This window comes from Thermoanaerobacterium sp. RBIITD (assembly GCF_900205865.1).
Classification (GTDB): domain Bacteria; phylum Bacillota; class Thermoanaerobacteria; order Thermoanaerobacterales; family Thermoanaerobacteraceae; genus Thermoanaerobacterium.
Window position 1 is genome coordinate 3,252,276 of sequence record NZ_LT906662.1, and the last position, 14,229, is coordinate 3,266,504.

General features: G+C 31.3%; 14 protein-coding genes. All 14 read right to left on the minus strand.

Annotated features, from left to right (window positions below; translation table 11 throughout):
- Positions 1–13: 13 nt before the first annotated feature.
- The 14 genes from recA to rpsO all read right to left on the minus strand — a co-directional run bounded on the left by recA (position 14) and on the right by rpsO (position 14,226).
- A complete protein-coding gene (gene recA / locus CPG45_RS15855; RefSeq protein WP_096233128.1) occupies positions 14–1,048 on the minus strand; it encodes a recombinase RecA in 1,035 nt (344 codons plus the stop codon).
- Positions 1,049–1,107: 59 nt separating this feature from the next.
- On the minus strand, positions 1,108–2,352 hold the full coding sequence (locus tag CPG45_RS15860; RefSeq protein WP_096233130.1) for a competence/damage-inducible protein A: 1,245 nt from the start codon (positions 2,350–2,352) through the stop codon (positions 1,108–1,110).
- 13 nt (positions 2,353–2,365) lie between these two features.
- Positions 2,366–2,902 carry a CDP-diacylglycerol--glycerol-3-phosphate 3-phosphatidyltransferase gene (gene pgsA, locus CPG45_RS15865; protein ID WP_096233132.1) on the minus strand — a complete coding sequence of 179 codons (537 nt, stop codon included), beginning with the start codon at positions 2,900–2,902 and terminating at the stop codon, positions 2,366–2,368.
- Positions 2,899–4,212, minus strand: coding sequence for a 30S ribosomal protein S12 methylthiotransferase RimO (gene rimO / locus CPG45_RS15870; protein ID WP_096233134.1), 1,314 nt, complete (start codon positions 4,210–4,212; stop codon positions 2,899–2,901). Before rimO ends, pgsA begins: the two co-directional genes overlap by 4 nt.
- A 145-nt stretch (positions 4,213–4,357) precedes the next feature.
- Positions 4,358–6,526, minus strand: a complete 2,169-nt coding sequence (locus CPG45_RS15875; protein WP_096233136.1) for an FtsK/SpoIIIE family DNA translocase — start codon at positions 6,524–6,526, stop codon at positions 4,358–4,360.
- A 97-nt stretch (positions 6,527–6,623) separates the two neighbouring features.
- Positions 6,624–6,839 (minus strand): YlzJ-like family protein, encoded by a 216-nt coding sequence (locus CPG45_RS15880; protein WP_096233138.1) that lies wholly within the window; start codon positions 6,837–6,839, stop codon positions 6,624–6,626.
- A 12-nt stretch (positions 6,840–6,851) separates the two neighbouring features.
- Positions 6,852–7,526 (minus strand): ClpP family protease, encoded by a 675-nt coding sequence (locus CPG45_RS15885; RefSeq protein ID WP_096233140.1) that lies wholly within the window; start codon positions 7,524–7,526, stop codon positions 6,852–6,854.
- 50 nt (positions 7,527–7,576) lie between these two features.
- A complete protein-coding gene (dapG, locus tag CPG45_RS15890) occupies positions 7,577–8,836 on the minus strand; it encodes an aspartate kinase (RefSeq protein WP_255405096.1) in 1,260 nt (419 codons plus the stop codon).
- Between the two features lie 105 nt (positions 8,837–8,941).
- Complete coding sequence (locus CPG45_RS15895; RefSeq protein ID WP_096233142.1) at positions 8,942–9,199, minus strand: YlmC/YmxH family sporulation protein; 258 nt, start codon at positions 9,197–9,199, stop codon at positions 8,942–8,944.
- Positions 9,200–9,217: 18 nt separating this feature from the next.
- Positions 9,218–9,649 carry a dUTP diphosphatase gene (gene dut, locus CPG45_RS15900; RefSeq protein WP_172856675.1) on the minus strand — a complete coding sequence of 144 codons (432 nt, stop codon included), beginning with the start codon at positions 9,647–9,649 and terminating at the stop codon, positions 9,218–9,220.
- Positions 9,650–9,662: 13 nt separating this feature from the next.
- Entirely contained in the window at positions 9,663–10,910 is a 1,248-nt protein-coding gene (locus tag CPG45_RS15905; RefSeq protein WP_096233146.1) for a M16 family metallopeptidase, read from the minus strand.
- Between the two features lie 15 nt (positions 10,911–10,925).
- Positions 10,926–11,633 (minus strand): polysaccharide deacetylase family protein, encoded by a 708-nt coding sequence (locus CPG45_RS15910; protein ID WP_096233148.1) that lies wholly within the window; start codon positions 11,631–11,633, stop codon positions 10,926–10,928.
- Between the two features lie 150 nt (positions 11,634–11,783).
- Complete coding sequence (locus CPG45_RS15915; RefSeq protein WP_096233150.1) at positions 11,784–13,880, minus strand: polyribonucleotide nucleotidyltransferase; 2,097 nt, start codon at positions 13,878–13,880, stop codon at positions 11,784–11,786.
- Positions 13,881–13,959: 79 nt separating this feature from the next.
- Positions 13,960–14,226 carry a 30S ribosomal protein S15 gene (rpsO, locus tag CPG45_RS15920; RefSeq protein WP_096233152.1) on the minus strand — a complete coding sequence of 89 codons (267 nt, stop codon included), beginning with the start codon at positions 14,224–14,226 and terminating at the stop codon, positions 13,960–13,962.
- Positions 14,227–14,229: the final 3 nt, after the last annotated feature.

Consider the following 14,229-nt stretch of genomic DNA (forward strand, 5'->3'; position numbering starts at 1 on the left):
CCCCTCTTAAGGGTTACTCTTCGTGAGCTTTTTCATCATCATTTATTGGCTTTGAATTTGCTACAGCAAGATTAAAGTTTTCTCTAATCTTTTTCTCTATTTCATCTGCTATTTCTTTATTATCTTTTAAATACTGTTTTGCATTTTCCCTTCCTTGTCCAAGCCTTACATCACCATATGAATACCATGCACCACTTTTATCTATTAAGTCGATGCTCGTCGCAACATCTAAAATACTTCCTTCTCGTGATATACCTTCTCCGTACATTATATCAAATTCTGCTTGTTTAAATGGTGGTGCGACTTTATTTTTAACGACTTTTACCCTTGTCCTATTTCCGACTACGTCATTTCCTTGCTTTAAGCCATCAACTTTGCGTACATCAAGCCTTATTGTTGAATAAAACTTTAAAGCTCTCCCACCAGGTGTTGTCTCGGGATTTCCAAACATTACTCCAACCTTTTCTCTAAGTTGATTTATAAAAACTGCTACACATTTAGTCTTGCTTATAACTCCTGAAAGTTTTCTTAAAGCCTGTGACATAAGCCTTGCTTGAAGGCCAACATGAGCATCACCCATATCACCATCTATTTCAGCTTTTGGTACAAGGGCAGCGACAGAGTCAATTACTATCACGTCAACAGCTCCGCTTCTAACTAAGGCTTCAACAATTTCGAGTGCTTGTTCACCTGTATCAGGCTGTGAAACTAGTAAACTGTCTATATTGACGCCGAGTCTTTTTGCATATAGAGGATCAAGGGCATGTTCTGCGTCAATAAAAGCACCTGTACCGCCTAATTTTTGTGCTTCAGCTAATATATGTAAGGCAATTGTAGTTTTACCTGATGATTCTGGTCCAAATATTTCGATTATTCTTCCTCTTGGGACTCCTCCAACCCCAAGTGCAATATCAAGCTCGATAGAACCTGTCGGAATAACCTCTACATTCAACTTGCTATTGTCCCCTAGCCTCATAATTGAGCCTTTTCCGAATTGTCTCTCAATTTGATTTATGGCCATATCAAGAGCCTTTTGTTTTTCTATCATAATTTCTCCTCCCGCCAAATTTAGGCATATGCTCTCATTTAATTATATATTATGACATTTTAATAGTCAATTTTTAATCCCAACATATGTCTTCTTAACATATCCATTGCATTCATTACAGAATTTAACCTAACTTTCTGACGATTGCCACTGCTTATTATTTTTTTAATATACAATTCATCTTTATATGAAAGTCCAATATATACTAATCCGACAGGCTTTTCAGATGTACCACCATCAGGACCAGCTATTCCTGTAATTGATATACCATAATCGGTACTTGAAATATTTCTTACATTTATTGCCATTTCTCTTGCTGTTTCTTCACTTACAGCACCATAACGATCTATAGTATTTTTCGAAACGCCAAGAATCTTTTCTTTTGCTTCATTGCTATATGTCACAGCACCAAATTTAAATACTTCTGATGCACCAGGTATATTGGTTATTTTTTCTGAAAGCAATCCACCTGTACAGGATTCTGCAGTTGCAAGTGTTAATTTTTTATTCTTTAGTAAATTCAAAACAACAAATTCTATAGTATCAGTATCTGTGCCAAATATATATTCGCCAAGAATATCTCTTATCGATGATTCCGTTTTGCTTATCATTTCTTTTGCACTTTTTGAATCACTCGATTTAGCGGTAATCCTTAATGTAACAAAACCATCACTTATTAATGGTGCAACAGTAGGATTTTCAGACATTAAAATGTCATGTACCATAGTTTCTACTTTTGATTCACCTAAGCCAAATATCTTTAAAACTTTTGATATTATTATTTCTTTACTAAACATTTTTAAATATGGATATACATGATTATCAAACATAGGTATTAATTCAGATGGAGGACCTGGCAATATTATAATTTTTTTATTATCTTTTTCAAAAATACATCCGGGTGCGGTGCCATTTGCGTTAGGTAAAATTTTCGAACCTACTGGAAATAATGCCTGTTTATAATTGTTAGATGTAATTTCTCTGTTTGACTTTTGAAAGTACTCTTCAATTTTTAACTTTGTATTAACATCTTCTACAAGTGGAATGCCAAAGAAATCTGCCGCTGTTTCCTTAGTAAGGTCATCCATTGTAGGTCCGAGACCACCTGTCAAAATTATTAATTCTGATCGATTTGAAGCTATACGAAGACATTCTTTTAACCTTTCTGCATTATCACCTACATTTGTATGAAAATAAACATCGATACCTAAGGAAGATAATTTCTCTGAAATAAATTTTGCATCTGTATTTGCTATTTGCCCAAGAAGCAATTCTGTACCAACTGAAATAATCTCGCATTTCATTTAAAACACCTTCTTATTCAAGGATTATTTTTTTACATTTTATTATATAATCTACACCTGAATATACAGTCATAAATAAAGCCAAATATATTGCAATCGATGAAAAAGGAAAAAATATATAACTAAATGGAATATTGTTTAGCATTAATGATATAATCGCAACTATTTGAAGAGTGGTTTTATATTTTCCCAAATTACTTGCCGCAATCACAATTCCTTTATTGGCGGCAATAGTTCTTAGGCCGGTTACTATAAATTCTCTTGATAGTATGACAATAACAATCCAGCTTTGTATGCGACCAAGCTGGATTAATGCAATAAAGGCCGATGATACCATGACTTTATCGACAAGTGGGTCCATAAATTTACCAAGGTTTGTTATTTGATTATACCTTCTTGCTACATATCCATCAAGCTTATCCGTAAGGGAAGCCATGGTAAATAAAATGGCTGATATTATATCGCCATATTTAATATTCGATAGCATTATAACTATGAAAATTGGTACCAAGATAAGCCTCGTTATTGTAATTTTATTTGCTATATTCACATTAACTCCCCCATAAGATCATATTCAAATGCATTTGTTATTCTTACGTTAATAAATTCACCATAATTTAATTTTTTATTTGATTTTATATAAGTAACGCCATCTATTTCTGGTGCATCCATATAACTTCTTCCATAATACAATCCATTTTCAAAGCCTTCAACTACAACTTCAAAATTACATCCAATATATTTAATATTATTTTTTAATGATATATCTTTTTGTATTGACATTATTTCATCATATCGTTTAAGCTTTAAACTTTCTTTTATCTGTTTTGGCATATTATATGCTTCAGTATCTTCTTCTCTTGAATAAGTAAATACACCAAGTCTTTCAAATTTCTTTTCAATTATAAATTCTTTTAAGTCATTAAATTCTTCATCTGTCTCACCAGGAAATCCTACAATAAATGTCGTTCTTATAACCATGCCTGGTATTTGACGTAATTTTTTTATTATTTCTTCTATATTTTTTCTTCTTGTATACCGCTTCATTCTTTTAAGAACATTATCATTTGAATGTTGAAGCGGCATATCAATATATTTAACAACTTTATCGTTAGTCTTAATCTCATCTATCAATTCGTCATTTATGCCATCAGGATATGCGTATAAAATTCTTATCCATTTTAAACCTTCTACTTCTGATAATTTTCTCAATAAAGTAGGCAGCATTAACTTTTTATATATATCAATTCCATACTTTGTAGTATCTTGAGCTATCAAAATAATTTCCTTTACGCCATTATTAACCATCCTTTTTGCTTCATTAACTAAATCCTCTATTTTGATACTTCTGTAATGTCCTCTTAGTTTAGGTATTATGCAAAAAGTACATTTATTATTGCACCCTTCAGAGATTTTTAAATATCCGTAATGCTTCGGTGTACTTAAAATCCTTGGTAAATTAGTATCATCAAAATTGTCTGCATGACCGTATTCTATTACACGGTCACCATTTAATGTACTATTTATTATTTCAGATATTCTTAAAAAATCTCCTGTACCTATAACTGCATCAAGCTCTGGAAGCTCTTTAAGCAACTCCTCTTTGTATCTTTCAGACAAGCATCCGGCTGCAATTAATACTTTTAACTTCTTCTCCTTAAGTTTGCCCATTTCAATTATATAATCTATCGACTCACGCTTTGCACTTTCAATAAATCCACAGGTATTTACAATTAACACATCTGCATCATTTTCATCGCTTACTATATTGTATCCGTTATTTTTTAGTATACCAAGCATTTTTTCAGAATCTACGGTATTCTTCGCACAACCCAAGGAAATTATACCAACATTAACCATTTACAACTCCTTTCAATATTTTATATATGAAATATATGAACGCTAATTTTCGCTTTGTGTAAAGACAATATTTCTCATTAGGGGTCTGAGATTTGTCTTTGTACAATGAAAAGTATATACCATATAGATAACATTGTAAAGAATATTATTTACCTATTATTTTTTTTATCTCATCTTCTGAAAGCAAAATTTGTCTAGATTTTGAGCCATCATATCCACTTATAATTCCTTTTTGCTCTATCTGATCAATTATTCTAGCTGCTCTTGCATATCCTATCCGTAATCTTCTTTGAAGCATCGATATCGAAGCCTGACCTGTTTCAACAATTATAGAAATTGCATCGTTCATCAGTTCGTCTTCTTCTATATTTTTATTTATTGTGCTTTTATTCTCTACAATTATTTCTTCATAATTAGGTTCTCCTTGATTCGATTTTAAAAAGTTAACAACTTCTTCTACTTCTTTATCAGATATAAATGCGCCTTGTACTCTAATAGGCTTTGATTCACCGATTGGATAAAATAACATATCACCTTTGCCAAGTAATTTTTCTGCACCAGACATATCAAGTATTGTTCTTGAATCAATCTGGGATGTAACGGCAAAAGATATGCGAGATGGAATATTTGCTTTGATCACACCTGTTATTACATCAACAGATGGTCTTTGTGTTGCAATGACAAGATATATTCCCGCGGCTCTTGCCATTTGTGCCAATCTGCATATGTATTCTTCTACTTCTGCAGGTGATACCATCATGAGGTCTGATAATTCGTCTATTATAACAACAATTTTAGGCATAATATTAACATTATTTAATTTATTATATCCTTCTATATCTCTCACATTATTATCTGCAAATAACTTATACCGATTTGTCATCTCCTGCACAGCCCAATTCAATACACCAGCAGCTTTTTTAGGATCTGTTACAACAGGTGTCAGTAAATGAGGAATTCCGTTGTATATATTTAATTCAACAACCTTAGGGTCAATCAAAATCATTTTGACCTTTTCAGGAGTTGCTTTATAAAGAAGGCTTATTATCAGCGTGTTTATACAGACGCTTTTACCAGAACCGGTTGCGCCAGCTATCAACAAATGAGGCATTTTTGATAAATCAGCTATGACAATGTTACCTGCAATGTCTTTTCCCAATGCTATAGAAAGATCAGATTTGCTACTTCTAAATTTTTTCGTATCTATAACTTCTCTTAAATTTACAGTTGCTATCTTTTCATTTGGCACTTCAATTCCAACAGCAGATTTACCAGGAATTGGCGCTTCTATTCTTACAGATGGTGTAGCAAGACTTAGAGCAATATCATCTGTAAGGCTAACTATCCTACTTACTTTAACGCCAGGACTTGGCTGTATTTCAAACCTCGTAATAGCAGGTCCTCTGCTGACCTGCATGACCTTTGCTTCAATTCCAAAATTTCTTAAAGTCTGTTCTAGTTTTTTAGCATTTTCTAAAATCAAATTGTTATTTATCTTCTGCTGTGGCTTACCTTCTTTCAAAAGGGTTATAGGAGGGTAAGTATATTTACTTGTACTTTTAATATTATCATCAAATTTAATCGGTATTTGTTCACCTTCACCGTTCGCATAAATTTTATCTTCATTGATAGGCTGAATTATTTGAAGCTTATTGTCATCTTTTTTATCGATTTTGCCGTCTTCAATAACTGAATCTGCGTTTTCTTTTGTAATTACATTTTCGATAGATATATCATCTGATTCATTTTTTGTTATTATATTTTTTTTATTCTTGATTAAATCTATTTTATCGACAATAAATTTAACTAAAGATTTTACAATATTAACAAAAGAGGTATCGGTCAAAATTATTCCACATATGATAATAGTAGCAATTAAAAATAACCAACTACCAATAATACCTAATAATTTTATCAAGGTAAATACTATTATACCTGCTATAGCACCACCACCGGTGTTTTGATTACCATTTCTTATACTTTCTGATATGTAATCCTTAAAAATTGATAAATCATTAAACACATAAATATGTGCTAGACTAATCATACATAAAAATATTATTGAAAGTGAAATAACTTTATTCGTATTTAAAAATTCCTTACTTTTAAATAAAAAAACTAATGCATAAACAAGTATTAGCAATGACAAAGCATATGCACCTATGCCAAATAAACTTTTTAATAATATCACTATTTCTTTTCCTATAACACCTGTTGAATTAGAATAAAGACTTATCAAAGATATAATCGAAAAAGTGCAAAATATTATTCCCAATATTTCACCCTTGTAATTATTTTTAGTTTTGGTTCTCATCTATATCACCCAATATTCTATTCTACATTTATTTCTAAAATCCTTTTTATTTTAAAAAATATAATAGATGTGTTTAACACATCTATTATAACATAAATTATATTAGCTTTAAATTAATTGTATTTCCTGGTGTATATTTATTATCTAAATAATCATTGGGATTTGTCGAATACATCCTTATTATTTTATAACTATTATCTGTTATCTTTTCTAATAACAAATGCCTATTTTCTATAGTTGTTTCTAAATAACCATTTTTTATATCATCGCGTTTCTCAAAAATCAGCTCATATGGTATGATTGTATATAGCATTAAACATCACCTTTAATTATTTTTCTTATCAATTAATTGTTGAAGTTTTTTAATAGCTTCTGAAACACCTCCTACCTCATCAATTAATCCATAGTCAACAGTTTCCTTCCCTACTAATATTGTTCCAACATCATTTGCAAGTTCTCCGATCTTTAGCATAAGATTCATAAATACATCTCTTTTAATTCTCGAATTTCTAATAACAAATTCAACAATCCTATCTTGCATTTTATTAAAGTAATCAAATGTCTGTGGCACACCAATGACGAGTCCCGTTATTCTTATAGGGTGTATAGTCATTGTAGCACTTGGAACAATAAAAGAATAATTTGAAGAAACGGCAAGTGGAACGCCTATACTATGTCCCCCCCCCAAAACTATCGATACTGTTGGTTTAGATAAGCTTGATATCATTTCAGCAATGGCTAATCCCGCTTCAACATCACCACCCACGGTATTTAGTAGTATTAATAATCCTTTTATTTGAGGATTTTCTTCAATCGCTACTAATTGCGGTATTATATGTTCATATTTCGTCGTTTTATTTTGCGGTGGCAGAATAAGATGTCCTTCAATCTGTCCTATAATTGGAAGGCAATGAATACTACTTTCATAATTTGGTATATTTGTCTGCCCAAAATTTTGTATATTTTGTTGTACCGATGGCATTATTTGTGTTGAACTCATTGTATCACACTCCTATAATTTAGTATTAAAAAAAAAGCGCATAATATGCGCTAATTGTAATTTTCAAGTTTGAATTCATCATGTAAAATTTTAATAGCTTTATCAGCTTTATCTTGGCTTACAAGGCATGATATTGTGTTGTGTGAGTCGGCTGTTTGATATATCTCAATACCGTTTTTAGATAATGCTTTAATTATCCTTGACATGACTCCTGGTACACCACGTATTTTATTGCCTATTATAGAAACTTTGCTGCAATTTTTTCTTATGTTATATTTAATAATATTACTTTTTAATAATTCTTCTAATTTTTGTAAATCTGATTCTGATATAGTAAAAATCTTTTTATCAGGAAATATATTTATAAGATCTATGCTTATTTTACTTTCAGCAATTTTTTCAAATATATCTTTGTCATCTGAATCTACTTCCATAATTACTTGTACTCTATTATTCATATTTGCAATACCTGTAACAAGATTATCCGTTTCATAAATGTTGCTGTATGCGTTATTGTATTGTGTAATTATAGTACCAGGACTATCTGTCATCGTATTTTTTATTATTAAAGGGACATTACCCCTCATAGCTATTTCCACGGCTCTTGGATGTATGACTTTTGCGCCTTGTTCTGCCATTTGGAAAACTTCATTATAGCTTATCTTCTTTAATATGTGGGCATTTGTAACAATTCTTGGATCTGCAGTCATAATCCCGTCTACATCTGTATAGATTTCAACTGCATATGCTTTTAATGCTTCTCCAAGTAATGCTGCTGTAGTATCACTTCCCCCCCTTCCAAGTGTTGTAATATCACCATCTATAGTCATTCCTTGAAATCCGGCAATGACTGGTATTATGTTTTGATTTATAGAGTCAAGAATATATTTTGGTTCAACCCTTATTATATCTGCACTTCCAAAATTATCATCTGTTATTATTCCTGCTTGTCCACCTGTAAAAACTTTAGCCTTATATCCCTTACCTATTAATGTATTTGCAAATATTACGCTTGATATAACCTCACCACAAGACATCAAAATATCAAGTTCTCTTCGCGGAATATCTTTATTTATAGATTTTGCAAAATTAATTAGAGTATCTGTTGCATATGGGTCACCACTTCTTCCTATTGCTGAAACTACGACTACAGGCATAAAACCTTCCTCAATAGCATTTACTACTTTGGATACAGCCATGTTTCTTCTTTCATTTGTTGATACTGATGTTCCACCAAATTTTTGTACTAAAATATTCGTAAAAACCACCCTTTCAATTCTGTATAATAAAAAGCGTAATAGATCATTCAAAGTCTTCTATAATAGATAATATATTTTTAGAAGACCTTTTTGTTATAAATATTATACTTTATTATATTAATAAAGGAAAGGATTTTTCCTTTCCTTTATTAATAATTATAAATATCTTCTGTTCTTTTCTGTTTCCATTTCAACTATAATCATGTCATTACCTATTTTTTTAATAAATTCCCAGGGTATTTCAATATAATTAAGTTTGTTTCTAAATAATGACCCTTTTGCTTCGTAAACAATTATTGAATTAATTTCACCTGTATTTTCATCTATGATAAGATCCGAATCTTCTATGAGACCGAGCCGCTTACCATCATTTAAATTAACAATTTCTTTATAGCCGAATTCACTTAATCTCAACTTACTGCCCTCCTTACATTATAAACCAGTATGACCAAATCCAGATGTTCCTCTTTCAGTATCATTAAGTTCTGAAACTTCTACAATTCTAGGGATTTCGACTTTGTTTATAACCATTTGAGCAATTCTTAAACCTCTTTCAATTTTAAAATTCTCTTTTCCATGATTTATCAATATTAATTTTATTTCACCTCTATAGTCTGAATCAATTGTACCTGGTGAATTTAGCATTGTTATTCCGTATTTTAATGCAAGTCCACTTCTTGGACGAATCTGTGCTTCATATCCCTCTGGCAATTGAATCATTATACCAGTATCAATTAATTTTATTTCACCAGGTTTTATAACTACAGTATCGTCAACTTTTGCATATAAGTCCATTCCAGCTGCACCACTGCTCATATATTGTGGTAATGGCAAATCTTTAGCATCATTTGTTCTTTTTATCATAAGTACTATTCTATTATCCAATTTTTAACCATCCTATCTTTTTTTCATTTATTTTTCCAACTAATGAGATACTAAGTTTTTCTATCTGAAATAAATTTTTAGCAAGGCTATTTACTTCTTCATTTGTAATTGCATTAATTTTATTTAAAATATCATCAAGTGTATATACTTTCCCAAGCAGAAGCATGGACTTTCCGAGTCCAGACATCCTGCTACTAATACTGTCCATATCCATTAAAATTCCTATTCTCAATTGCTCTTTAAATTTATTTATTTCATCATTTGAAAAACCTTTTTCTCTTATATCACATATCTCTTCTATTACTAAATCATAAACTTCTTTTAAATTGTCATATGACATACTTGCAAAAATAGTAAACGCACCTGTATCAACATATATTGATGGAAAAGAATATATTGAATATACAAGTCCCTTTTCTTCACGTATTTTTTGAAACAACCGTGAACTCATACCACCTCCAAATGCATTGCTTATAATTGATAATGTGTAGATATCATCAAAAGAATATTTAATCCCTGGCATACTTAAACAAATATTTATTTGTTCAAATTCTTTATTTTTTATAGCTACTCCTTTATTCCATAAAGGTTTATATAAGTTTCTATTAATATTAAGTGATTTTATGTTTTCAGTCTTTTCCCTAATTGTATTAAATATTGAATCATCAAAGTTTCCTGCAATTGAAATAACTATATTTTCCTTTATATAGTTTTTATTATAATATTCTATGATAGTTTCTCTTTTAAAAGATTTAACACTACCTTCTGTACCAAGTACAGGAAATGATAAGGGGTTACCCTTCCATATAGTTTCTGCCAGCATATCATATGCGAGGTCTTCAGGTGAATCATTATTCATATATATTTCTTCGTTTACTACCTTTTTCTCTTTTTCAATGTCATTATCATCAAACAATGGATTAAAAACCATATCAAAAAGGATATCAATGCCCTTTTCAATATATGTTTTAAATACTTTTATGTAAAAGCACGTACTTTCCTTTCCTGTAAAACCATTCATCTGGCCACCGATATTGTCGATTTCTTCTGCTATTTGTTTGGAACTTCTCTTATTGGAACCTTTAAAAACCATGTGTTCTATAAAATGTGAAATACCATTTTCTTCTGCATTTTCATACCTCGATCCTACTTTTAACCATATCCCAAGATAGACTGAATTAACATAAGGCATTTTATATGATACAACATCAATTCCATTTATCTTCTTATGTATATACATGTACTTCCTCCCTTGTTATTTTAATATATCTGAAATATTTGTTATGACATAACCCTTTTCTTTTAATTCTTTAATCATTGTAGGCAATGCTTCTACAGTACCTTTAGTCGGATGCATTAAAACTATCGCACCGTTGTGGGCCTTTTTTACAACTCTATCAATAATATTATTTATTCCGGGATTGCTCCAATCAATTGTATCAAGACTCCAAAGTATAACTTTATAGTCTAATCCTTCGGCGGTTTTTACAACATCATCATTAAAATCGCCATAAGGTGGAGCAAAAAGTTTTGGTTTGACACCACATATTTTCTCTAATATATCACCTGATTTTTTAATGTCTTCAGCATATTTATCCTTACTCCACTGTGTATATTTAACATGTGTATATCCGTGGCTAGCAATTTCATGCCCATCTGTAGCTATTTTTTTAACTATATCAGGGTTTTTCTCTGCCCATTGTCCTTCAAAGAAAAAAGTTATTTTAATATTGTTCTCTTTAAATATATTAAGCATTTTTGGTATATATTCATTTCCCCATGCAACATTACATGCAAAGGCTATCTTCTTATCATTAGTATCTCCTTTATATATCGGATCATTTACATTAAATGTTGTTATGGCTCTATTAACTAATAAACTTAATAAAATTATTGCAATAATAATTATAGCAATTATTATAATGATTGATTTTTTAGGATATTTTATATAGTATATCTTCATTATAACACCACCTATGTTATTTTTTCTAATTAAATTTTATTAGGTGGCATACTATTATATTACATAATTTATATAAAAGTTAATAAAATAAAAAAGTTGACAAATTAAAAGAAATAAATAAAAAACATAAACCAATACGGTTTATGCATTTTATTCTTCTTTTTCGTTTTCTTCAGGTAAAGCATCTTTTCTTGATAATTTTATTCGTCCTTGTTTATCTATTTCTGTTACTTTTACTAAAATTTCGTCACCAACTTTTACTACATCCTCGACTTTATTAACATGTTTTTTAGCAAGCTTTGAAATATGCACAAGGCCTTCTTTACCTGGAGCAATTTCAACGAATGCACCAAATGAAACAATTCTAGTAACTTTTCCGAGGTATATAGCTCCAGCTTCGACATCCTTTGTAATTGCCTCAATCATCATTTTTGCTTTTTCACCGGCTTTTAAGTCTACTGAGGAGATAAATACTCGCCCATCATCTTCAATATCTATTTTAACACCAGTATCAGCAATTATTTTATTGATTGTTTTACCGCCAGCACCAATGATATCTCTAATTTTATCTGGATCTACATTTAATCTTATTATCCTTGGAGCATATGGTGAAAGCTCTTTCTTTGGTTCTTTAATGGTTTCTAACATTTTATTTAGTATAAAAAGCCTACCCTTTCTTGCCTTTTCTAACGCCGTTGATAGAATCTCTCGACCTATACCAGCTATCTTTATATCCATTTGTATAGCTGTTATGCCCCTTTCAGTACCGGCTACTTTAAAGTCCATATCACCAAGAAAGTCTTCTATACCTTGAATATCTGTAAGCACTGAAACAGAATCTCCTTCTTTTATAAGTCCCATTGCTACTCCTGCAACAGGTGATTTAATGGGTACACCAGCATCCATCAGTGCTAAAGTACTACCACATACACTAGCTTGAGATGTTGAGCCGTTTGAACTTAATACTTCAGAAACAAGTCTTATAGTATAAGGGAATTCTTCTTCTGATGGAATCATCGGTTCTAATGCCCTTTCTGCAAGTGCACCATGCCCGATTTCTCTTCTCCCCGGTCCTCTTAATGGTCTTGTTTCGCCAACACTAAATGGAGGGAAATTATAGTGGTGCATATACCTTTTTGACTCTTCATCACCTAGCCCATCCAGTATCTGTATATCTCCGAGTGGACCTAATGTAGCAACAGTCAAAACCTGTGTTTGTCCACGCGTAAAAACTGCAGAGCCATGTGTTCTTGGAAGAATACCTACATCACAAGTTATTGGTCTAATATCATCAAGTCCTCTTCCATCAACTCTAATTTTTTCGTCTGTAATCATCTTTCTCATTTGTTCTTTTGTTATAGTATATAAAACTTCGTCTATATCTGCAAGATTATCTGGATACTCGTCTTTAAAATGCTCCAAAACCTCTTCTTCTACTTTATCGATATTATCATTTCTTTCTTTCTTTTCCTCAGTTCTTAACGCATTGTATATCTTTTCTGTTGCATATTCTCTGACAAGATTTTCAAGATCACCATCTATTTCATGTAAAATAACTTCGGATTTTGGTACTCCCACTTCTTTAACTATTCCTTCGATAAATTCTACTATTTTTTTTATGTACTCATGTGCATACATAATAGCATCTAACATCACTTCTTCTGGTATTTCATTTGCACCAGCTTCAACCATCATTATCGCATCTTTTGTACCAGAGACGGTTAAGTGAAGTGAACTTTTTTCTCTAGTTTTAAGATCAGGATTTATTATAAATTTCCCATCTACAAATGCGACAGATACAGACCCTGTCGGCCCATTAAAAGGTATATCAGATATAGATAATGCAATAGACGAACCAATCATAGCTACTATTTCAGGTTGAACTTCTGGATCAACTGACAAAACTGTTGCTATAACTTGAACATCATTTCTGTATCCATGTGGGAATAATGGTCTTATCGGTCTATCTATTAGTCTAGAAGTTAGTATAGCTTTCTCTGTCGGTTTTCCCTCTCTTTTTATAAAACCACCAGGTATTTTACCTACAGAGTATAATCTTTCTTCATAATCTACACTTAAAGGAAAGAAATCAACACCTTCCCTTGGCTCTTTTGAGGCACAGGCTGTAACTAACACAACGGTATCACCATACCTGACAAGTGCACTACCATTTGCTAATTGTGCAAGTTTTCCTGTTTGAACTGTTAATTTTCTGCCCGCAAGATCCATTTCAAATACTCTTTCCATATTATCCTCCTTTCGTTCTTATCATATTTTCTCATATAATAAAAACTTTAATACATAAAAAAGAGCGAGGCTACCCGCTCTATTTTCTTAAATCTAATTTATCAACGATGGCACGGTACCTGTCGATATCTTTATTCATCAGATAGTTTAACAATCCTCTTCTTTGACCAACCATCTTAAGCAGTCCACGTCTTGAATGATGATCTTTTTTGTGAACTTTTAAATGCTCATTCAATGTATTAATTCTTTCGGTAAGTAAAGCAATTTGTACTTCAGGGGAACCTGTATCTCTTTCATGAATTCTGTTTTGTTCTATGATTTCATTCTTTTTTTCTTTATTTAGCATTAA